This is a genomic window from Micromonospora salmantinae, assembly GCF_022230905.1.
In the GTDB taxonomy this organism is placed as follows: Bacteria; Actinomycetota; Actinomycetes; order Mycobacteriales; family Micromonosporaceae; genus Micromonospora; species Micromonospora salmantinae.
The window spans coordinates 303564-323650 of sequence record NZ_JAKKFG010000023.1; the positions used below are offsets into that span (position 1 = coordinate 303564).

General features: G+C 70.3%; 19 protein-coding genes. 8 read left to right on the forward strand and 11 right to left on the reverse strand.

Annotated elements, in window-relative coordinates:
- Positions 1-46 precede the first annotated feature (46 nt).
- The gene (locus PSH03_RS19740; RefSeq protein WP_238690131.1) at positions 47-403 is read left to right on the forward strand and encodes an effector-associated constant component EACC1; all 357 of its coding nucleotides are present in this window, start codon (positions 47-49) and stop codon (positions 401-403) included.
- A 57-nt stretch (positions 404-460) separates the two neighbouring features.
- Here the strand turns inward: PSH03_RS19740 and PSH03_RS19745 are convergent, their stop codons facing one another.
- Positions 461-1789: a glycoside hydrolase family 18 protein gene (locus PSH03_RS19745; protein WP_238690006.1), complete on the reverse strand. Its 1329-nt coding sequence runs from the start codon at positions 1787-1789 to the stop codon at positions 461-463.
- Between the two features lie 146 nt (positions 1790-1935).
- On the opposite strand from PSH03_RS19745, the gene PSH03_RS19750 reads away from it, so the two are divergent.
- On the forward strand, positions 1936-2820 hold the full coding sequence (locus PSH03_RS19750) for a bile acid:sodium symporter family protein (RefSeq protein ID WP_210785294.1): 885 nt from the start codon (positions 1936-1938) through the stop codon (positions 2818-2820).
- Positions 2821-2880: 60 nt separating this feature from the next.
- Here the strand turns inward: PSH03_RS19750 and PSH03_RS19755 are convergent, their stop codons facing one another.
- The 3 genes from PSH03_RS19755 to PSH03_RS19765 form a co-directional block, all read right to left on the reverse strand.
- Positions 2881-3300 carry a PPOX class F420-dependent oxidoreductase gene (locus tag PSH03_RS19755; protein WP_196926210.1) on the reverse strand — a complete coding sequence of 140 codons (420 nt, stop codon included), beginning with the start codon at positions 3298-3300 and terminating at the stop codon, positions 2881-2883.
- Positions 3301-3426: 126 nt separating this feature from the next.
- Positions 3427-4053 carry a VOC family protein gene (locus tag PSH03_RS19760; RefSeq protein WP_210785293.1) on the reverse strand — a complete coding sequence of 209 codons (627 nt, stop codon included), beginning with the start codon at positions 4051-4053 and terminating at the stop codon, positions 3427-3429.
- A 96-nt stretch (positions 4054-4149) separates the two neighbouring features.
- Positions 4150-4560: a VOC family protein gene (locus PSH03_RS19765; protein WP_091399534.1), complete on the reverse strand. Its 411-nt coding sequence runs from the start codon at positions 4558-4560 to the stop codon at positions 4150-4152.
- A 69-nt stretch (positions 4561-4629) separates the two neighbouring features.
- Between PSH03_RS19765 and PSH03_RS19770 the strand changes: the two genes are divergently transcribed.
- A complete protein-coding gene (locus PSH03_RS19770) occupies positions 4630-5523 on the forward strand; it encodes an NAD-dependent epimerase/dehydratase family protein (protein WP_210785292.1) in 894 nt (297 codons plus the stop codon).
- 1 nt (position 5524) lies between these two features.
- On the opposite strand, the gene PSH03_RS19775 is transcribed toward PSH03_RS19770, so the two are convergent.
- The 6 genes from PSH03_RS19775 to PSH03_RS19800 all read right to left on the reverse strand — a co-directional run bounded on the left by PSH03_RS19775 (position 5525) and on the right by PSH03_RS19800 (position 12549).
- The gene (locus tag PSH03_RS19775) at positions 5525-6628 is read right to left on the reverse strand and encodes a glycoside hydrolase family protein (protein ID WP_210785291.1); all 1104 of its coding nucleotides are present in this window, start codon (positions 6626-6628) and stop codon (positions 5525-5527) included.
- Between the two features lie 139 nt (positions 6629-6767).
- Complete coding sequence (locus PSH03_RS19780) at positions 6768-7610, reverse strand: carbohydrate ABC transporter permease (RefSeq protein WP_112700239.1); 843 nt, start codon at positions 7608-7610, stop codon at positions 6768-6770.
- The gene (locus PSH03_RS19785) at positions 7600-8565 is read right to left on the reverse strand and encodes a carbohydrate ABC transporter permease (protein ID WP_210785290.1); all 966 of its coding nucleotides are present in this window, start codon (positions 8563-8565) and stop codon (positions 7600-7602) included. The genes PSH03_RS19780 and PSH03_RS19785 overlap by 11 nt, the downstream gene beginning before the upstream one ends.
- A gap of 10 nt (positions 8566-8575) precedes the next feature.
- Positions 8576-9850 carry an ABC transporter substrate-binding protein gene (locus PSH03_RS19790; protein WP_210785289.1) on the reverse strand — a complete coding sequence of 425 codons (1275 nt, stop codon included), beginning with the start codon at positions 9848-9850 and terminating at the stop codon, positions 8576-8578.
- 12 nt (positions 9851-9862) lie between these two features.
- On the reverse strand, positions 9863-11488 hold the full coding sequence (locus PSH03_RS19795) for an FAD-dependent oxidoreductase (protein WP_210785312.1): 1626 nt from the start codon (positions 11486-11488) through the stop codon (positions 9863-9865).
- Positions 11489-11508: 20 nt separating this feature from the next.
- Complete coding sequence (locus tag PSH03_RS19800) at positions 11509-12549, reverse strand: LacI family DNA-binding transcriptional regulator (protein ID WP_210785288.1); 1041 nt, start codon at positions 12547-12549, stop codon at positions 11509-11511.
- Positions 12550-12869: 320 nt separating this feature from the next.
- Here PSH03_RS19800 and PSH03_RS19805 point away from each other — a divergent pair, with 320 nt between their 5' ends.
- Positions 12870-13898, forward strand: coding sequence for a glycoside hydrolase family protein (locus PSH03_RS19805; protein WP_210785287.1), 1029 nt, complete (start codon positions 12870-12872; stop codon positions 13896-13898).
- A gap of 7 nt (positions 13899-13905) precedes the next feature.
- Here PSH03_RS19805 and PSH03_RS19810 read toward each other — a convergent pair whose 3' ends face one another.
- The gene (locus PSH03_RS19810; RefSeq protein WP_210785286.1) at positions 13906-14859 is read right to left on the reverse strand and encodes an AraC family transcriptional regulator; all 954 of its coding nucleotides are present in this window, start codon (positions 14857-14859) and stop codon (positions 13906-13908) included.
- Between the two features lie 224 nt (positions 14860-15083).
- Between PSH03_RS19810 and PSH03_RS19815 the strand changes: the two genes are divergently transcribed.
- From PSH03_RS19815 to PSH03_RS19830, 4 genes are all read left to right on the forward strand, one after another.
- Positions 15084-16625: a flavin-containing monooxygenase gene (locus tag PSH03_RS19815; RefSeq protein ID WP_238690007.1), complete on the forward strand. Its 1542-nt coding sequence runs from the start codon at positions 15084-15086 to the stop codon at positions 16623-16625.
- Positions 16626-16740: 115 nt separating this feature from the next.
- Positions 16741-17940 carry a low temperature requirement protein A gene (locus PSH03_RS19820; protein ID WP_238690008.1) on the forward strand — a complete coding sequence of 400 codons (1200 nt, stop codon included), beginning with the start codon at positions 16741-16743 and terminating at the stop codon, positions 17938-17940.
- Between the two features lie 158 nt (positions 17941-18098).
- Complete coding sequence (locus tag PSH03_RS19825; RefSeq protein ID WP_210785283.1) at positions 18099-18995, forward strand: acetyltransferase; 897 nt, start codon at positions 18099-18101, stop codon at positions 18993-18995.
- A gap of 75 nt (positions 18996-19070) precedes the next feature.
- Positions 19071-20045: an alpha/beta hydrolase gene (locus PSH03_RS19830; RefSeq protein WP_210785282.1), complete on the forward strand. Its 975-nt coding sequence runs from the start codon at positions 19071-19073 to the stop codon at positions 20043-20045.
- The last annotated feature ends 42 nt before the right edge of the window (positions 20046-20087 follow it).

Sequence of the window (20087 nt, forward strand, 5' to 3'; positions counted from 1 at the left end):
GGTGGCGTGGGCTCGTCGTCGTCTGGGAGGAGGAGACGTGCCGGAGATGATCATGCTCTCGGTCCATCCGGATCTTCCGTCCGCCGATGCTCGGCGCTCGCTGGCGTCCTGGCTGCGCGCTGAGGATCGGCTGCGGGAGGGGGTGACCACGACGCCCCCCGACGAGATGTCCGCGGACACCACTGACGAACTGCGGGTGGCGGCCAGCGACGCGGGCACCGCCATGGTGCTGGTGCAGGCGATCGCCAGCTGGCTGACCCACCGCCGCGACGATGTGACTGTGAAACTCACCCGGCCCGACGGATGGTCGGCCGAGGTGGACGTGCACCGGGCTCGGGACATGGACCAGGTGACAGCGCTCATCGAGGCCGCGGTGCGCGCGGTGACACCCGCGCAGCGGTAAACGGCCCGCCGCCGGCCGAGAGGTCGGCCGGCGACGGGCCGCGCGGATCGGGTACGGCTACCAGGTCGTCAGGCCGAGGCCGATCGTCTTGGTCAGCGTGGCGTTGTCGTCGTCGCCGTCGAGCGACCAGATCATGGCGCCGGCCAGACCGGCCCGTCGGATGTAGAGCGTCTTCTGCAACACGACCGCCGGGTCGTCGTACGTCCACAACGTCGTACCGTCGAACAGCCAGGCGTGTCCGGCGCGCAGGTCGCGGTGCACTGTGTAGCCGTTACCGGCCAGGGTCTTCAGCTTCTTGTAGTCCTCGTACCCGGCCTCGAACGTCGCCGGAGCGGGTCCGGTGGCCGGCTGGAACAGGCCGTTGCCGCCGTCGGTGATGCCGGTCCAGCCGCGACCGTAGTAGGGGATGCCGAGCACGAGCTTGTCGCGCGGCGCGCCACGGGCGATCCATCCGTCGATGGCCACCTCGACGGAGAAGTCCGGGTTGTCCGGGGCGCCCGCCGGGACGCGAAGCGCCGACTGCTGGTTGGCCCGCGCGTCCCAGCCGCCGTGGAAGTCGTACCCCTGCACGGTGGCGAAGTCCAGGTACTTGAATATCTTGCGGCCCTCGTAGCCGGCGTCCATGGTGGCCGGGCTGGCCGGCAGGAACGCGGTCAGCGGGTGGTGCGCGCGGGTCGTGCGCCCGTACGCGTCGAGCTGCCGGCGGAACTCGGCGAGCAGCTTGGTGAAGTTCTCCCGGTCCTCCGGGCGGATGACGTTGCCAGGCTCACCCTCCGAGCCGGGCCACTCCCAGTCGAGGTCGATGCCGTCGAAGACGCCGGCCCCGGCACCCGGGGTGCTGCCCGGCAGGTTCCCCTTGAGGTAGAGGTCGATGCAGGACGTGACGAACGCCTTGCGGGAGGCGTCGGTGCGGGCCGCGTTCGAGAAGTACGTCGACCAGCTCCAGCCGCCCAACGAGATCAGCACCTTCAGTTTGGGGTGCTTGGCCTTGAGCTTGGCGAGCTGGCCGAAGTTGCCGCTGAGTGCCTGGCCCGGTGCGTCCGCGACGCCGTCGACGCTCTCCTCGGCCGGGACGGGACGCTGGTAGTCGGCCCAGGCGTCGCCCTCGCCCGGCCCACCGTCCACATAGCACCTGCCGTCCTCGCTGACGTTGCCGAAGGCGTAGTTGAGGTGGGTGAGGCGGCTCGCCGCCCCGGAGGTTTCGAGCTTCTTGACCGGGAAGGCCCGGCCGTAGATGCCCCACTGGGTGAAGTAGCCGACCCGGTGGTAGCCGGTCCGGCGCTGGTGGTTGTCACCGGCGCTGGCGGCGGTGGGCGGAGCGGCGGTGACCAGCACTGTCGCCAGGGCGACGACGGCGGTGAGACGGCGGTGGCGGAATGGTCGCATCGGCACACTCCCACGAGACATCAAGCAGAATTAGTAAAGACACTTATCTGATTGATGAAGTTAAGCCGATCACCCTCCGGGGTCAAGAGCCGTCCAGCCACATGGGGGATTGTGACGGCGTTACCGGGTGGTAACGATGTTGTGCCATGGACTCCGCCGTGACTCTGATCGGACTACCCGTCGCCCTCGGCATCATCATGCTCGGTCTGGGTCTCGGACTGACAATGGCGGACTTCCGCCGGGTGGCCGACCATCCACGAGCCGCCGTCATCGCCCTGGTCTGCCAGGTGCTGGTGCTGCCGGCGCTCTGCTTCTGCCTCGTCCTCGCGTTCGACCTGGCACCCGAGCTGGCCGTCGGCATGATGCTGCTGGCCGCGTCACCGGGCGGCACCACCGCCAACCTCTACAGCCACCTGTTCGGCGGGCACGTGGCCCTGAACATCACCCTGACCGCCATCAACTCGGTGCTCGCCGTGTTCACCCTGCCGATCCTGGTCAACCTGTCGGCGGCGTACTTCCTGCCCGACGGCAGGAGCATCGGCCTCCAGTTCGACAAGGTGCTCCAGGTCTTCGCCATCGTGCTCGTCCCGGTCGCGATCGGCATGCTCATCCGGGCGCGGATGCCGCACCTGGCCGAGCGGCTGAACCGTCCGGTCCGGATCCTCTCCATCGTCGTGCTCGTCGCGGTGATCGCCGGCGCGGTGCTCGGTGAGCGGGAGAACATCGCCGACTACTTCGTCTCGGTCGGCCTGGCCGTGCTCGCCTTCAACCTGCTCAGCCTCGCCATCGGGTACGGGGTGCCGCGCCTCGCCGGTGTCGACCGGAGCGCCGCGACTGCCGCCGGGTTCGAGATCGGCATCCACAACAGCGCCCTGGCCATCACCATCGCGCTCAGCCCGGCGCTGCTCAACAGCACCCAGATGGCGATCCCGGGTGCCGTCTACGGCATCGTCATGTTCTTCACCGCGGCGGCCTTCGGCTACCTGGTGACCCGCGTCGGCGCCCGGTCCGCCACCGCCCTGACGCCCTGACGGCCGGTGCCCTGTCGCCCCGACGGCAGCCGTCGAGGCGACAGGGCGGACGGCAAACGGTCAGCCGACCTGGTTGTTGTCCTTCTGCGCGCCCCAACCGTGCCAGCGGTCGATCTCGATCAGGGCACTGACCCGGGCACGTTCGCGACGTGGGTACGCGTTGCCCGTGTAGTGCTTCGACAACCGGTCGATGTCCGCCAGGCCCTCGTCGGGGCGCAGCTCGGCGACGTGCCCGATGATGCTGACGTGGGTGTACCAGCCAGCCTCGTCGAGCACCGTGAGGGACACCCGTGGGTCGTTGCGGACGTGCTCCAGTCGGCGGCGGCTCTCGTCCATGTTCACCAGGATCCGGCCGTCCTCCCACAGGTACCAGGTGGCGGCGGACACCGGCTGGCCACCGTTGCGAAGGGTGGTCATGACGGCGGGGTTCGGCTTCTGGAGCATGGCGACCGCGGCCTCGGGAAGCGGTGGCTTGGACATGAAGTCTCCTCGTCGCGACAACGTTTACCCCTGCACGTTACGCACCCGCAGGCCCCGATCATGGTGGTACGCGCGGGTCGGCGATGTCCACCGGCTCGGCGATGCCCTCGACGATGCTTCCTCCGGTCACATCGCGGTCGCCAGCGATGCGGCTTCCCAGGCGAACCCGTCCGGGTCGGTGAAATGCCCGGCGTCGCCGCCGATCGTGAGTCGGTGCGATCCGGTGCCGTCGGGGGCGACGCCGACGTCCCGGGCGAGGGCACGACGTCGGTACAGCGCCAGCTTCACGGGGCTGGACCCGGCTACGAACTCGACGTACATGCGGCCGAAGCTCTTCGCCACGGCGAGGCCGCGCTCGACGTAGAACCGTTTGCTCGCCGCCACGTCCGCGACTCCGAGCAGGAGCACGAAATGGTCGATCCGCCGGGTAGCGGGGCCGCTGTTCTTTTTCGCCGAGGTCGCGATCTTCCAGATCGTCCCGTCCGGGGCTTGCACGACACCGCCGTAGCCCCAGAGCGACTTCGCGGCGGGCTTCAGGGACGTGGCACCGGCGTCCAGTGCGGTGCCGATGAGGCCGTCGACGGTGACCGGCTGGGACACCGTGAGCGCCAGCGTGAACCCCCGGAAGCCGCTCGTCGGTGCGTCCGAGGCCCGCAGGCGAATCTGCTCGTCCAGACCGAAGGCGGCGCTGTAGAAGCGCTGGGCGGCCGCGGGGTCGGTCACGTCGAGGGTGACGGATGCGATGGATGTCATGGTGGTCACGCTAGGTGCGGCCCGACGACCGGTGCTTCTTGATTCCTGACCGGTCTCGTCAGCTGTCCCGAACGGCGCCCTCGAGGATCGGACGGCTCAGCGAAGCTCTTGGATGCGGACCAGGTTGCCGGCGGGATCGCGGAAGGCGCAGTCGCGGATGCCGTACGGCTGCTCGGTCGGCTCCTGGACGACCTCGGCGTCGCCGGCCTGCACCTTCTCGAAGGTGGTGTCGAGGTCCCGCGTGGCCAGCAGGATCCAGCCGTAGGTGCCCTTGGCCATCATCTCGGTGATGGTGCGGCGCTCGTCCTCGGTGGCCCCGGGATCCGCGGCCGGCGGCGCCAGGAGGATGGACGTGCCGGGCTGGTCGGCGGGGCCGACCGTGATCCAACGCATCGTGCCCTGACCGACGTCGCTACGGACCTCGAAGCCGAGGGCGTCGCGGTAGAAGGCCAGGGAGGCATCCGGGTCGGTGTGCGGCAGGGAGCACGTGTGAATCGTGATGTCCATGTCGATCATGTTAGGGGTAACGCCGCACCCCCGTGTGGGTCCTCGTTTGCCCCCGGCGAGGATGTGGTCATGACCAACCCCGCACTGCCCAGGCGTGTCGTCGTCACCGGCGCCACCGGCAAGCTCGGCCGAGCCGTGGTCGCCCACCTGCGCGCCGTCGGCGTCGACGTGCTGGCAGTGGACCGCGCCGGTGGCCGCGACCCGCGCGACGTGAACGGCGAGTTCCTGCTGGTCGACCTGACCGACTACGGGCAGGTGGTGGAGGCGTTCACCGGGGGCGCCGACGAGCACGCGGGCGGCGTCGACGCGATCGTGCACCTCGCGGCGGTGCCGGCCCCCGGGCTGATGTCGAACGCGACCACCTTCGCGAACAACTCCGCCGCGACGTACAACGTGTTCGCCGCGGCCCGGACGGCCGGCATCAAACGGGTCGTCTGGGCGTCGAGCGAGACGGTGCTCGGGCTGCCGTTCGACACCCCACCGCCGTACGCGCCGGTCGACGAGGAGTACGCGCCCCGGCCCGAGTCGACGTACTCGCTCAACAAGGCCCTCGAGGAGGAGATGGCCCGGCACTTCTGCCGGTGGGACCCGGAGCTGGTCATGGTGGGGCTGCGCTTCTCCAACGTGATGGACGTCGAGGACTACGCCCCGTTCCCGTCGTTCGACGCCGACCCGCGGCTGCGCCGGTGGAACCTGTGGGGCTACATCGACGCCCGCGACGGGGCCCAGGCGGTCGAGCGCGCGCTCGCGCACGACCAGCCCGGTGCCGACGTCTTCGTCATCGCCAACGCCGACACCGTCATGAGCAGGTCCAGCGCCAGCCTGATGGCCGAGGTCTACCCGGGTGTCGAGATCCGTAAGGAGCTGGGTGAGCACGAGACGCTGCTCAGCATCGACAAGGCCCGCCGGGTGCTGGGGTACGAGCCGCAGCACTCCTGGCGGGACCACGTCGACGTGCTGTAGGTCAGCGCGCCGCCTGGTAGGCGCGGCCGACGGCGGTCGCGGCGCTGCCGGTACGGAACAGGCCGGTCTGGTCCTTGTCGGTGGCGGGCAGGCCGAACCACGCGTACCGCTGTAGCCAGGACAGGCCACCCAGCATCCGGGTCGCCGCGGTGAGGAACGCGGCCTGCTGTGCCTGGGTGGGGAAGCGGACGCCGTTGGAGAAGTCGATCAGGGCGAACTCGGTGAGCCAGACCGGCAGCCCGTACCGGTCGTGCACCGCCTGCAGGTACGACCTGAGCTGGTTGACCGCGTTGGCGGTGGTGAAGTCCCCGCCGTACCAGTGCAGGGCGATGAAGTCGACGCGGTAGCCGCGCTGCTTCGCCCCGGCCATGAAGCGGTCGAGCCACTCGCCCGGCCGGTCGCCGCCCCAGGCCACCGCCGGGCTGCCCAGCGGAAGGCCGGTGGCCTGCAACTGCGGCCACAGCTCCAACGCCTGCTCGACTGTCATCTCCGCCTGACCCTTCAGGTCCGGTTCGTTAAACCCGAGCAGGTGGCGGCCGTTCTTCTTGGCCTGTTGCAGGTTGGTGGCGGTGACGCTCTTCGCCCCCCAGATCATCGGGACGAACTCGGCGCCCTTCGGGCTGGTGACGCCCGAGTGGGCCACGTCCCAGGTGTAGTACCAACTCGCCCCGGAGTTGGCCAGCGCCTGGCTGACGCCGTCGAAGGTCCACACCCCGACGCCCTTGCGCTTCGAGGTCGCCGCCGGGGCCGCCGGAGCGACCGGACGCCGCGATGTCGGCTTCGCCGTCGGCGTCGACGTCGGGGTCGTCCCCGCCGGGCTCGTCGTGGCGGCGGTCGTGGTCGCGGTGGGTGCGCCGGGTTGCGGGCTCGCGGGCGGCGGCGCGTCGAGCGCCTGCGTCGCCGCCGGGGCGGGCGTCGGCCCGGTGGGCTGCACCACGACGATCACACCCGTCACCAGTACGGCGACCACGGCGGCCACGAGGAGCGGCCACAGCAGCCGCCGCGCGCCGATCGGAAGGCGGCCGAGCATCCCGCGTCGGGGTTCCGCGTGGACGCCCCGGTTTCCCCTCGCGGCGTCCGCTTCACCCTGGCCGGTTGCGCGCATCGTCTCGACTCCCTCGTGTGTGGTCGCAGCACTGTTGCATGCTGCGGTGGCGGGGGAACCCCGCCAACGCCTCACCTCAGGAGACTCGCCGGCCGTACCCGGATAACAGTTTCGTCGGCCCGGAGCAGTGTCAGATGGATCATCCTTTCAGACCGGTGTGGGCGAGGCCCTCGATGAACTGCCGCTGCGCGATGACGAACACGACCAGGACGGGCAGCGCCGTCATCGAGGCCGCCGAGAGCTGTACGTCCCACATCGGTCCGCCGTACGCGTCGACGAACTGGGTCAGCGCCTGCGGCAGGGTGAACTTCTCCGGGGTGGACAGGAAGACGATCGGCTCCAGGTAAAGGTTCCAGCTGTGCAGGAAGGTGAAGATCGCCACCGCGCCGAGGGCTGGGCGGGCCAGCGGCAGCGCGATCCGCCAGAAGGTCGCCAGCCGGCCCAGCCCGTCCACCCGGGCGGCTTCCTCCAACTCGCCGGGCAGGGTGATGAAGAACTGCCGCATGATGAAGGTGGCCAGCACACTGGGCGCGCCGAGCGTCGGCACCAGGATCAGCGGCCAGTGGGTGTCGATCATCCCGACCGAGTTGAACATCTGGAACAGCGGCACGATGGTCACCTCGCTCGGGATCAGCAGGCCCACCAGCACCACCAGGAAGAGCGCGTGCTGACCACGGAACCGGATCCGGGCGAACGCGTATCCGGCCAGCGACGAGACGGCGAGGGTGCCGACGGTGACCACCGCGGCGATGTACGCGCTGTTGAGGTACTGCTGGGCGAACGGTTGCAGCTCGAACACCCGCCGGTACGCCGAGAAGCTCAGCTCGGTGGGGATCAGCGACGGAGGGAACGCGAAGATGTCGCTGACCGGCTTGAACGACGAGGTGACCATCCACCAGGTCGGGAAGACGAATGGGATGGCCAGCAGGCAGATCAGCCCATAGATCGCCACCCGGGCCCGCAAGGGGAGCCTATTGTTCATGGAAGACCCACTTCCTGCGCATCCGCCACTGCACGACGGTCAGCGTCAGCACGATCAGGAACAGCAGCACCGACAGCGTCGAGCCGTACCCGAACTGGTGGAACTGGAAGGCCTGCTGGTAGAGGTAGTAGACGAGCACTGTGGTCGAGGTGCCCGGGCCGCCCTGGGTGAGCACGGCGATCTGGGCGAAGACCTGTAGCGCGCCGACCACGGTGATGATCGAGGTCAGCAGGATGGTCGGGCTGATCAGCGGCACGGTGATCCGGCGGAACTGGGTCCACCGGCTCGCCCCCTCTACCCGGGCCGCCTCGTAGAGTTCGGCGGGCACGCCCTGCAACGCGGCGAGGAACAGCACCATGTTGAGGCCGACGTTCTTGACCACCTGGACGACGATCACCGACAGCAGCGCGGTCCATTCGCCGCGCAGCCAGTTCGGACCGTCCAGGCCGACCGCGCCGGCCACCCCGTTGACGCCGCCGTTGTCCTGGAGCAGGAAACCCCAGACGATCGTCCAGGCGACCAGCGAGACCACCACCGGTGAGAAGAACAGCGTCCGGAACACCACGGTGCCGCGCAGCCGCTGGTTGAGCAGGACGGCGAGCAGCAGGGCCAGGGCGAGGTTGAACACGACCAGGCCGACGGAGAAGAACAGCGTGCTCCGGAGTACGCCCGGCAGCTTCGGGTCGTCGACCAGCTCGCGGTAGTTGTCAGTGCCCACGAAGTCGAAGGTGTCCGCGAGCACGTTCCACTCGTGCAGGCTGTACCAGACCACCAGGCCGAGCGGCAGCAGCACGAAGAGGGCCGCACCCACCAGTTGTGGGGTCACGAAGAGCAGGCCGGCGAGCTGGTCACGTCGACGACTGGTCCACCACCCGCGTCGCGGCGACGCTGCCGTGCCGCCCGGGGCGGGCCGGGGCTCAGCCCGACCCGCCACGTTGTCCGTCAGGACCGGCATCGCTGATCCCCTACTTCGCCAACAGCGGGTTGATCGCCGAGCAGACCCCGTCGAGCACACCCCGCACGTCCGCGTCGGCCTTCCACATCGGGTCCAGCGCCGACCGCACGGCCTGGCTCAGCTCGGCCTGCCCGGTGTGGTTGGGCTTCACCACCCCGTTGGCGATCCCGTCGATCACGACGCTCTGCAACTGCTCCGGCTTGAGCAGGGGATTGGTCTTGGCCAGCGTCGCCGCGGTGAGCAGCGGGGTACGCGGCGGCGGGAAGAACTGCGCCAGCTTGGCGGAGTTGGCGGGGTTGGTGAGGAAGGCCAGGAAGTCCGCGGCGACGGCGGCGTGCTTGCCCTTCTTCAACACGCCCATGCCACCCTGACCGATCACCGAGTAGTTGCCCTTCGGCCCGGCCGGCAGCGGCACCAGGTCCCAGCCGAACTTCTGCTTCTCCAGCAGCGAGGCCCGGGAGATCTGGGTGATCGTCATGCCGGCCTCGCCGGCGAAGAAGTCGGCGGCGGTACCCGGGCCCGGCAGCGCCTTCGCGGTGAAGATCGCCTGGTGCAGGAAGGCCATCGCGTCGACCATCTCGGTGGCGTTGAAGCCGCAGGTCTTTCCGTCCGCGCTCCACGCCTGGGCGCCCCAGCCGGTCCAGATGGTGGAGAGGTTGTCCCAGCCCTTGTAGTCGAAGTCCCGTACCACCAGGCCCGCCTTGCCGGTCCGGGCGGCCACCGCCGAGGCGGTGGTCACCGCGTTCTCCCAGGTCCAGGCGTTGGCGGCGATCAGCTCGGCCGGGCTCTTCGCGCCGGCGGCCTTGACCAGGTCGGTGTTGACGAAGATGCCGAACGGTGAGGTGGAGAACGGGTAGCCGTAGAGCTTGCCGTCGGCCTGCCACAGCTTCGTCGCGGCCGGCGCCAGCTCGTCGAAGCCGTACCCGTCGGTCTTGCGCAGGGTTTCGTCCAGCGGCAGCAGCGCGCCCGAGGAGACGAAGTCGGGAGCCGCGTTCTCCAGGACCCAGGCCAGGTCGGGCGGGTTTCCACCGGCGATCTGGGTGGTCAACGTGGTGGTGTAGCTCTCGAACGGGATCGGGTCGAAGGTGATCTTCGCGACGTTGGGGTGGCTGCTCTGGTACTCCGCCGCGATGTCGTTGAACAGCTTCAGGTGTGCCTCGTTCGCCGACCAGGTGGTCATCCGCAGCGAGACCGGGCCGTCGGAGCCGGCGCTGTCGCCGCCGCCGCACGCGCTCAGGCCGAGCATCGCGGCGAGCGCGACGACGGCCGTCAACCGTTTCCTCATCAGGGTTCTCCCTCAGTAGCCGGCGATGTCGGGCCAGCGCAGCTCGACGCCCTCGTCGGCGAGGCGGTTCTGGAATTCGGCCAGCAGGCCGGGGGTGTGACGCACCGCGCGGGGAGTGACCCGGCGGGCCAGGCAGAAGTCCGCGAGCAGACCGGCGACCTCGCCGATGTTCCACTCCACGGGGTGCAGGCGGTACGAACCGTTGGTGATGTGGGTGGTGCCGATGTTCTTCCCGGCGGGCAGCAGGTTCTCCACCCGTCGGGGGATCAGGGCGCCGAGTGGGATCTCGAAGGGACACGAGGCCACGTCGACGTAGTTGTCCCCGCCGGTGGACGGGTGCAGGTCGATGCGGTACATGCCGACGCCGACCGCGTCCGGGTAGCTGACCGCGCCCTTGTCGCCGCGTACCGCCAGGGACAGGTCCTGCTCGACGACGGTGTACTCGGCGCGGATGCGCCGCGCCTCACGGATGTACGGGGCCTGGGCCAGACCGCTGTGCGCGACGTCGCCGCCGATGCTGATGCCACCGGTGCCGGTGACGTCGCCACGCAGCCGCAGCCCGGGGAAGCCGGTCCCGCCGTCGGCGCGCGGCGCCTCGGTCTGCAGCCAGTAGAGCACCGACAGGGAGAGCTCCCGGGCTGCCGCGATCTGGTGGGCGGGGTCGGGCACGTCGATCAGCGGCTGCTCGAAGTAGTCGATCATCGGCCAGTTGACCAGGCAGATGTCGCTGTCGTAGCTGCCCGGGACGAAGCTGCGCCGAGCGGCGATCCGCCGGAAGGTCCACAGGTTGCCGTCGCCCGGGCTCAGCCGTTGGTCGGCCATCACCAGCCACGGGTCGTCGTCCGGGTTGGGGGTGAAGCTGCGCTCGGAGATCTCCAACGTGCGCGGGTTGGGTGAGCGGAAGGAGAGCATCCGGTCGCCCCAGAACGGCGGCTGGTACGCCCGCCAGAAGTCGTACCGGGCCGGCCGGTCGATGGTGTGGTCGCCGTCGACGTGGTCGACCGCGAAGCAGACCGAGAACGCCTGCATGTTCTCCGGCTGCGCCTCGTCCGGCGCGCTCGGCTCCCCGGTCTCGCCCCGCGACTCGAAGCCGGTGACGTACTCGGTGCCGGTCAGCGGCAGCAGTTCGCCGGTCTCGGTGGCGTCCAGCACGTACGGCGCGACAACGTGCACCCGTTCGCCGCTGTCCCGGTGCGCCAGGGTCACCCCGGTCACCCGGTCGCCGTCGGTGTCGGCCCCCACCGGCAGGTACGGCTGGAGCAGCCGCAGCCGGCCGGCCCCCCGGTACGGCGCGAGCATCGCCTCCAGCACCGCCACCGCGACCCGTGGCTCGTGGCAGAGCCGGCTGACGTGCCCGGCCCCCGGGTTGAGCGCGGTGGCCTGGCGGGCCCGGTCGGTGAGCGGGTAGTAGGCGCGGTAGTAGTCCCGGATGCCGTCGCGCAGCTTGCGGTAGCTGGCGGTGACGCCGAACTGTTCGACCCAGGAGTGCTCGTCGGGCGGTACGGCCTGGCTGGTGAGTTGACCGCCGAGCCAGTCGTACTCCTCGCTGAGCACCACGGAACGGCCGGCGCGCAGCGCGGCGAGGGCCGCGGCGACGCCACCGAGTCCACCGCCGACGATCAGAACTTCGGCCTGCATCTCTGGCAAGAGCTGTCCTTTCACGGGGTCACCTTCGGCGGCGCGAGGGTGGCGCCGTCGACGGGCTGGCAGGGCACCAGCCGCTGCGGCACGGTTTCCGGGTCCGCCTCGAGCAGCCCGGTCAACACCTCGACGGACTGCCACCCCATCTCGCGGCGGGGGATGCGGAAGCCGGTGAAGTCGATGTCGGTGCTGGCCGGCCGGGTCGGGTCGCCGAGCGCCAGGATGGACAGGTCACCCGGGATGTCGAGGCCCCGTTCGCGGGCCAGCTGGGCGATGGCCACACCGTCGGCGTACTCCTCGACCACCGCCGCCGTGACGCCCGCCGCGAGCAGGGCGTCGAGCAGTTCCGCGGGGGAGCGGTCGGTGGTCGGCAGGTGCCGTGGCGTGCGTCCGGCCTCGTCGAGCGCGGCCCGGAAGCCGCGCATCCGGTCGGCGTGCGACTCGGGGCCGGAGCCCTGGCCCAGGTAGGCCAGCGCGGTGTGACCTGCGGCCAGTGCGCGGCGTACCACGGCGGCGGTGGCGGTCGGGTAGTCGGCGCCGACGTAGGGCACTGGCCCGCCCGCGTCGTCGCGGCGGCCGACCGAGACGAACGGTTGGCCCTCGGTGACCAGCCGGGTCAGCTCGTCATGGTCCAGCGATCGACCGAGCAGGACGCAGCCGTCGGCCAGGCGGAGCCGGTTGTCGTCGTGGAATATCCGCCGCCGGCCGCCCGCCACCGGCGCGCTGGTGAGCAGCAGCAGGTCACAGCCGAGCCGTTCGGCGCACTCCTCGATGCCGACCAGGAACGGGTGGTAGAAGTCGCCGGTGCCGGTGGGAAAGACCGGCTCGTAGGTGAAGACACCGAGGATGCGGTTGTGCCGCGCGGCGAGCCGGCGGGCGACCGGGTCGGCGACGTATCCGGTGGTGCGGATGGCGTGCAGGACCCGTTCCCGGGTTTCCGGGGCGATCCTGACGTTGCCGTCGTCGCGGCCGTTGAGCACCAGCGAGACGGTCGCCTGGCTGACGCCTGTCATCCGGGCGATGTCGTGCTGGGTGACTCGCCTGCGCGAACCAGTCACGTTCCGTGTCCAATCGTTACCGGGGTAATACGCATTAGCGTCGGTGAGGTGAAATGGTGCGGCGCATCCGGCGTCGCCGTCAAGACCCTCGGGCGGAGAAGTTCTGCCGACGAAAGCCGCTCGATAATTCGTATTAGCACCTTGACGGTCGACTGAGGACCCGGCCAGACTCGTCGATGACGACCCCGGGCCACCGGCCAGGCAGCCACATCACCGACAGTGACGCTGGTTGCGCTCTCGTCAGTGCCTTCCGGGCCGCCGTCGCGCCACCACTCACGCTCCGCGATCGACGAGCGTCCCCTCACGATCGGAGACACCAGATGGCACACCCGTACCCGAATCCGCCCTCCGGCCGACCCACCGAGCTGAGCCGGCGCGGGCTGTTGCGTGGCGCGGCGCTGCTCGGCGCCGCCTCCGCCGCCGGCGGTGCCGGCACCCTGCTCCAGGGCGCGCCGGCGCTGGCCGGGCCGGCCGGTTTCCCCAGCTACCGGTACGTCCGCGACGCGTTCGACCGCCCACTGGCCTACAACCCCACCGGCGAAACGATCTTTCCCTGTGTGCGCGGGGTCTACGACAAGATCACCGGCGCCAAGGGGCGGTACTACCTCTACTACGCCCCGCACGACGCGCCCGGCGGGATCTGCCTCGCCTACGCCGACCGGCTGGAAGGCCCCTACACCGAGCACCCCGGCAACCCCATCGTCGACCGGGTGCTACCGACCACGACGGTCAGCCACGTCTCGTCCCCGCACGTCGTCTGGAACGCCTCCAGCCGGGAGTTCTTCCTCTACTTCCACGGGGAGAACACCACTACCCGGGTGGCCCGGTCCCGAGACGGCATCACCTTCAGCGACGAGACGCCGATCCTGAGCACCAGGCTCGTGCCGAACACCACCGAGACGTCGTACGCCCGGGTCTTCGAGCACCGGGTGACCGGGCTCGCCAACAAGTACGTGATGCTCTACATGGGAGCGCACACCGTGCGGCCCGGCACCCGGAAGATCTTCTGGGGTTGGTCGCCGAACGGCTGGGACCAGTGGCAGTTCGCCCCGGAGCCGCTGATCTCGCCGGCCGGCGACGGCCTGAGCGACATCTCCGCACCACATCTGCTCACCCGCAACGGCACCGCGTACGTCGTCTACCACGGCGGTGACGGTCGAATGCACCTCACCGAGGTCGGCAACGGCTTCGACCGGGAGGTGCATCTCGGGGTGTTCCACAGCCCGATCGCCTCCGACAACGGTCGGGTCGCGTCACCGAGCTTCGGCACCGACGGCGGCGTGGGCTACCTGATCTACGAGGCGGGTCCACGCCTGGGCGCCCGGATCTGCGTGGCCCGGGCGGTCTGACCGGTCGTCACCGACGCAGGGTCGTGGACGGCGTCTCGCCGAAGCGGCTCCGGTACTCGGTAGCGAACCGGCCGAGGTGCACGAAGCCGTGTTGCAGGGCAACAGTCGTCACGGACGCCCCCGGCTCGGCCGACCGGAGCGTGCGGCGCGCCGCGTCGAGCCGGCAGGCCCGCAGGTACGCGGTAGGGGTGGTCTGCAACTCACGGCGGAAGCAGTCCTGCAGTGTTCGTACGCTCACCCGTAGCGCCTCGGCGACGTCGCCGACGGTCAGTGCCTCCCCGTGGTGTTCGGAGATCAGGGCGCAGGCCCGGCGGACGAGACGCCCGGGGTGGGCGTGCTGGCCCGGCTCGGCCAGCAGGTGGGAGTGGCTGTGCTGATGGGCCAGCAACAGCTTGCCGATGAGTCCCTGTTCGAAACGGGCGGCCACCTGTGGGTGGTCGAACAGGGACGCGTCCGCCGGCTGGGACAGCTCGTCGGCGAGGAACGCCACCCCGCGCGCCCACGCCCGCGCGGTCGGCGTGGTCATGAGCATGCCGACGTCGAGGCGGACCGGGTCGTCCACCGGGTGGCCCAGTAGGCGGGCGAGTTCCCGGTCGACGGCTCGCCGGTCGGCGTAGAAGATCCGGTGGGGCGATCCCTCGGACCACCGCATGTCCGAGGAGTCGTACGGGGACAGCACCGAGGCGACGTCGGGGGTCGAGGTCACTGTCTGACCGGCGTGCCGGACCATCGTGCTGCCGGCGCTGGGGATCTGGACGAGGTAGAAGGTCTCCAACGCGGGCGGTTGGATGCGCACCGCCTGCCCGTAGTCCAGGTCGATGACGCCCACACCGCCGGCCCGGCGAGCCGCCATCCGCAGTTGCACGCTGTGCACACCCGCCTGCGGGGTGAGCCGGTGGGGACAGAAGACCCGGCCCACCTCGGCGCGAGCCTGGTCGACGTCGTCCGTCCGGACCGTCATCGCATCCATCCGACACCTCCCGGGCGTCCCGTCGCGCTGACCGTAAGGCGTGACCGGGCCGGACCAGACCCGAAAGCCGTCGACCCGACAGGAAAAGGGTCCGGCCGCGTACTGCGGACAGCGCCCGCGTCGCGCGGATAGCGAACTTCCCGGCCTGCTCGCTAGCGTGCGAGCACCGCGGGCGGTCAGCGTCGGCACCGTTCGCACGTCCTTCGGAGGAGATCATGAGGATTGCCGTCGTTGGTGCCGGATTCGCCGGTGTGAGCGCAGCGAAGGTGCTGCGGCAGAGCGGATTCGACGTCACAGTGTTCGAGCGCGCGCCCGACGTCGGTGGGGTGTGGAGCCGTACCCGGCGTTACCCCGGCCTGCACACCCAGAACGACAAGGGCACCTACCACCTCTCCGACCTGCCGATGCCCGCCGACTACCCGCAGTGGCCGTCGGGTGAGCAGGTCCAGCGGTACCTGGAGAGCTACGTGGAGAAGTTCGGGCTGGCCAGCGCGCTGCGCCTGTCCACTGAGGTCGCCTCGGCCGAGTTGGTCAACGACGAGACCGGGTGGCTGGTCACCTCGCGGCCGGCGGGCGCCCAGGACCCGCTGACCGTGGAACGGTACGACCACCTGATCGTCGCCAACGGCATCTTCTCCGACCCGTTCGTCCCGTCCTTCGACGGGCACGCGAGCTTCGCCGCCGCCGGAGGGCGCGTACTGGCGACGGGGGAGTTCCACGACATCGAGGCGGCCCGAGGTAAGAACGTCCTCGTGGTCGGGTACGGCAAGTCATCCTGCGACGTGGCGGTCCCGGTGAGCGAGGTAGCCGCCCAGACCCACGTGGTGGCGCGCGAGCTGCTTTGGAAGATGCCCCGCAAGCTCGGTGGTGCGCTCAACTACAAGTACCTGCTGCTCACCCGGATGGGTGAGGCGCTCTTCCGCTACCTGCACCTGAAGGGCTTCGAGCGGTTCCTGCACGGCCCGGGGAACGGTCTGCGCCAGCGCATGGTCGACAGTGTCGGCTCGGTCGCGACCCGGCAGTTCAACCTGCGCGAGCTGGGTCTCGTGCCCAACGGCAGCTTCGAGGACATCGCCCGCAGCACTGTCAGCCTCGCCACCGAGGGGTTCTTCGAGCGGGTCACCGACGGCCGCATCGCCGTGCACCGGGAGCAGGTGATCACCGAGTTGCTGGTCGACGGTGGCCGGCCCGCCGCCCGCCTGGCCGACGGCACTGTGCTCCCCGCCGACCTGGTGATCTGTGGCACCGGCTTCCGCCAGCACGTGCCGTTCTTCGACGACGCGTTGCACGCCCGGCTCCAGGACGACGCCGGCAACTTCATGCTCTACCGGCAGATCCTGCCGATCGGCGTGCCGAGGCTGACGTTCGCCGGCTACAACTCGTCGTTCTTCAGCCCGCTCAGCGCGGAGATGGCGGCGGTCTGGACGGCCGCGTACCTGCGGGGTGGGCTCACACTGCCGACCGAGGTCCGGATGCGTGACGAGGTGCGCGCCCGGCTGTTCTGGATGACGAAGCGCACCAACGGACGACACGCTCGCGGCACGAACATCATCCCGTTCTCGATGCACAACGTCGACGAGGTGCTCGACGAGTTGGGGCTCAACGTCGGCCCGCTGACCCGGGCCCGGCAGTGGCTGTTCCCCGTCGACCCGGGCTCGTACCGCAGGGTGACGGCACAGATGATCCGGCGTACCGACGACCCGGTATCCGCCATCAGCGACGGCGACCCGATGAAGATGGATAAAATACGCAGATAGGGATCAAGCGGGGCCGGTCGGCGAGGGAGGCTCGGGGGCGATGGCAGCGGAACAGGGTCACCACAGTGGTGTGCCCGTGCCGGCGGCCCTGGCCGGCTGAGCTGTCTCGCCGTCCGTGCTGACGCGCACCGAGTTCTTTCGTGGGCTCGGGGACAGTAGGAGCCCCCGCTCGGCGACCGTCCTGGAACTGCTCTTCGACATCGTCTACGTCTTCGCGCTGGCCCGCCTCGCCGGGCGGATCGCGGACGACCTGACCATCGTCCGGCATGCGTTGCTGTCCGAGGCCGGTCAGACCGTCCTGTTCTTCACGGCGATGTGGATGATCTGGTCGCTCAACGCCCTGCTGGCGAGCACCTACGACCCCCGGCGCCCCGACCTGCAGGCCGTCCTGCTGGCGACGATGTTCGGCACGCTGGTGCTGGCGGTCACCCTGCCGCAGGCATTCGGCCAACGCGGCGTGATATTCGCCTGCACCTACGTCGTCATCCAGGTCGGTCGACCGCTCTTCACGTCGCTCGCCCTGCGGGGTCACGCGGGCCAGGCGTTCGCGCTCCGGGTGCTGACCTGGCACCTGGCGTCCAGCGTGCTCTGGATCAGCGGCGGCATCAGTGGTGGCCTCGGTCGGGGCATCTTCTGGACCATCGCCCTCGCCATCGAGCTGATCGGCGCCGCCACCACCTACCCCCTGCCCCGGATGGGAAGGAGACAGCTCACCAGCTCGGGGGTCACCGTCTCGCAGGAGCATCTCGCCGAGCGGTACAACCAGTTCTTCATGATCGCCCTCGCCGAGGTGGTGCTCGAAGCCGGCGCCGCGGTCAGCTTCCCGGGCTTCACCACCGAGGGGACCATCACCCTCGTCGCCTCGTTCGTGGCGGTCGTTTCGTTCTGGCGGATCTACTTCTACCACGTCAGATCCGGCCATGCCTCGACCCCGAGCGGGGAGGGGATCCAACTGTCGCGGTGGGCGAGCTACAGCCTGCTGTTGATCGTCGGTGGCATCATCTGCACCGCCGTCGGCTTCGGACAGGTCATCGAGGATCCGCACCCGCCGATCGACTGGGCTCTGGTGGCCATCATCTTCGGCGGCCCGGTGCTGTTCCTGATCGGGCGGAGCACCCTGGAGCGGGCCAACCGATCCGCCCCGCGGTGTCGGGCGCTGTACTTCGGCGTGGTGGCGCTCGTCCTGGCGGCCCCGCCGATGGTGCTGCTCCCGCCGGTCGCCGTCGCGGCCGTCGCGGCGATCATCCTGGCCGGCATCACCGTGTACGACCAGCGTGCCCACAAGCGTGGGGCGGAAACCAACCCGACGCTGTGACGATCCGTTGCGTGCCGGCGACCCCGGCGCGTAAGGTCGTCGGGCACGCCGTCGAGCTGGAAGGAGGTCAGAACAATGTCCGATGTTCTGCGCCCCCTCCGCGCTCCGGCGTCCGCGCGGATCTGATCCGGGGCGCGCGCTTCCCGGAGGACCAACCCATGACTGATCTCGTCATCCGTCCGCTCGTCGCGGGCGAGGAAAACCTGTTCGACTCCATGCCTGATCCGCTGCCCCAACTGCGCCAGGTCGCGTACGCCGACGGGATCGCCGGCGGCGGCTACCGTCCCGAGCACACCTGGGTCGCCCTCCGTGCCGGCCGGGTGGTCGGTCGAGCAGCCTGGGTCCTCCCGCCACGTGCCATCGGTGCCCCATGGCTGGAACGGTTCGACCTGGACGCCGAGCCGGAGGTGGGCGCCGAGCTGCTGCGCGCCGCCCACGAGGCGCTGGGCGGTCCCGTGCTGTACTACGCCGCGCTGCCGGCGCACTGGCGGCGTCGACCCGAGGTGCTGGCAGTGGTCCGGGCACCCATGGAGGCCGCCCGGCTCGCCGGGCTGGTCGAGCGGGGGGAGCGGCTCCGCTGCTCCTGGACGGGCACCCCACTGCCGGCGTCCTCCGGGCGGTACGACTTCCGCGCGCCCGTCGACGCGGCGGAGATCAAAGCCCTGGTTGCCCGGATCGCCGAGCCGGACGTGCTGACCGGCGTCGAGAACGCACTAGCGGTCAGCGGTGTCGACCTGGCCACCGACCCGCTGGCCTGGCTGGGCGACGCCACCGAGGGGTGGCGCGTCGCGGTGGACGCCGGTAAACCGGTGGGCCTGGCCGGAACGGCCGGCGATGCCTGCTTCCCACTGCTCGCCTATCTCGGCCTGCTCGACGAGGCGGCCCGGCCCGAGCTGCTGGCCGAGGCGGTCCGGGTGCTGGCCGCCGGCGGTGCCCGCGAGGTCATCGCCGACGTGCAGTCGCACCGGGTGACCGTGCTGGCGGAGCTGGAGCGGACCGGCTTTCGGCAGTTGCGCTCCCGGGTCGTCTTCGCGCCCCCGAACAGCCAGGAATAGCTGACCGGGTGCGCCCGGTCACCCGGGTGCACCCCCTCAGCCGACGCCGAGCGCAGCCCCTGTCAGCATCTGACCATGCCGGAGATCATCGCGCTTCTCGTCGGCGGGTTGGCGCTCGTCGGGGCGGCGGTCGCCGGGCTCTACCTCTGGCCGGTGGGCCGCCGTGGGCTACGGGTCGCGCCGGCCCGACCGCTCGACTTCGACACCGCCACCCGGGCCGCCGCGGCCATCATCGCCGCCGAGGCGGCCGATCCGGCGGTGCGACCGGAGTCGCGCAGTCGCCTGCTGAGCCATGGCTCCCGTACCGGCCGGGCCGTGCTGCTGTTGCACGGGTACACCCTCGCGCCCGAGCAGTACGAAGGGCTGGCCGAGGAGTTCTTCGACAGCGGGTACAACGTCTGGGCTCCCCGGGCGCCCCAGCACGGGACCGTCGACCGGCGGGCCCACCACCGGGTCGAGGCCGGTGAGCTGACGACGTACGCCGCGCAGGGCTGGGCCGTCGCGGCGGCCCTGGGAGACGAGGTCGGTGTCGTGGGGATCTCCGGCGGCGCCGTGCTGGCCGCCTGGCTGGCCCAGGTGCCGGGCAACGTCGTACGGCATCTGCTGTTGCTGTCGCCGTTCTTCGGCCCGAATCCGCGACAGGCACCGGCCTACGCGGTGAGACCGCTCATCGTGCTGTACGGGCGCCGCGTTCTGCGGGATCGCGTCACGTCGCGCGGATACTCGCTCGCCGCCGTCACCCAGTACCTGACGATCGCCCGTAGCCTGCCGAAACCGCCCCGGCGGGTCGGTCTACGGTCCGCGGCGGTCGCGATCAGCCCGCTCGACGGCGTGGTGGACCTCAGGGCAGCGGTCGACGTGCCGCGCCGCATCGCCGACGCGAACGCGATACCGCTGCGGGTGTGCACCCTGCCGGCGGCGTTGGGCGTCGAACACAACACCCTCAACCTCGCCGCCCTCGGCGCCGACGGTGACGAGTGGCGTCGGCGGTACGTCGCCCTCTACGAGGGTGAGCCAGCGCCGACGAACGACGCCCCGACCCGTCGGTAACCCCGCCGCCCCGCCCCGCGCCCCGCCCCACCCCGCCGATCT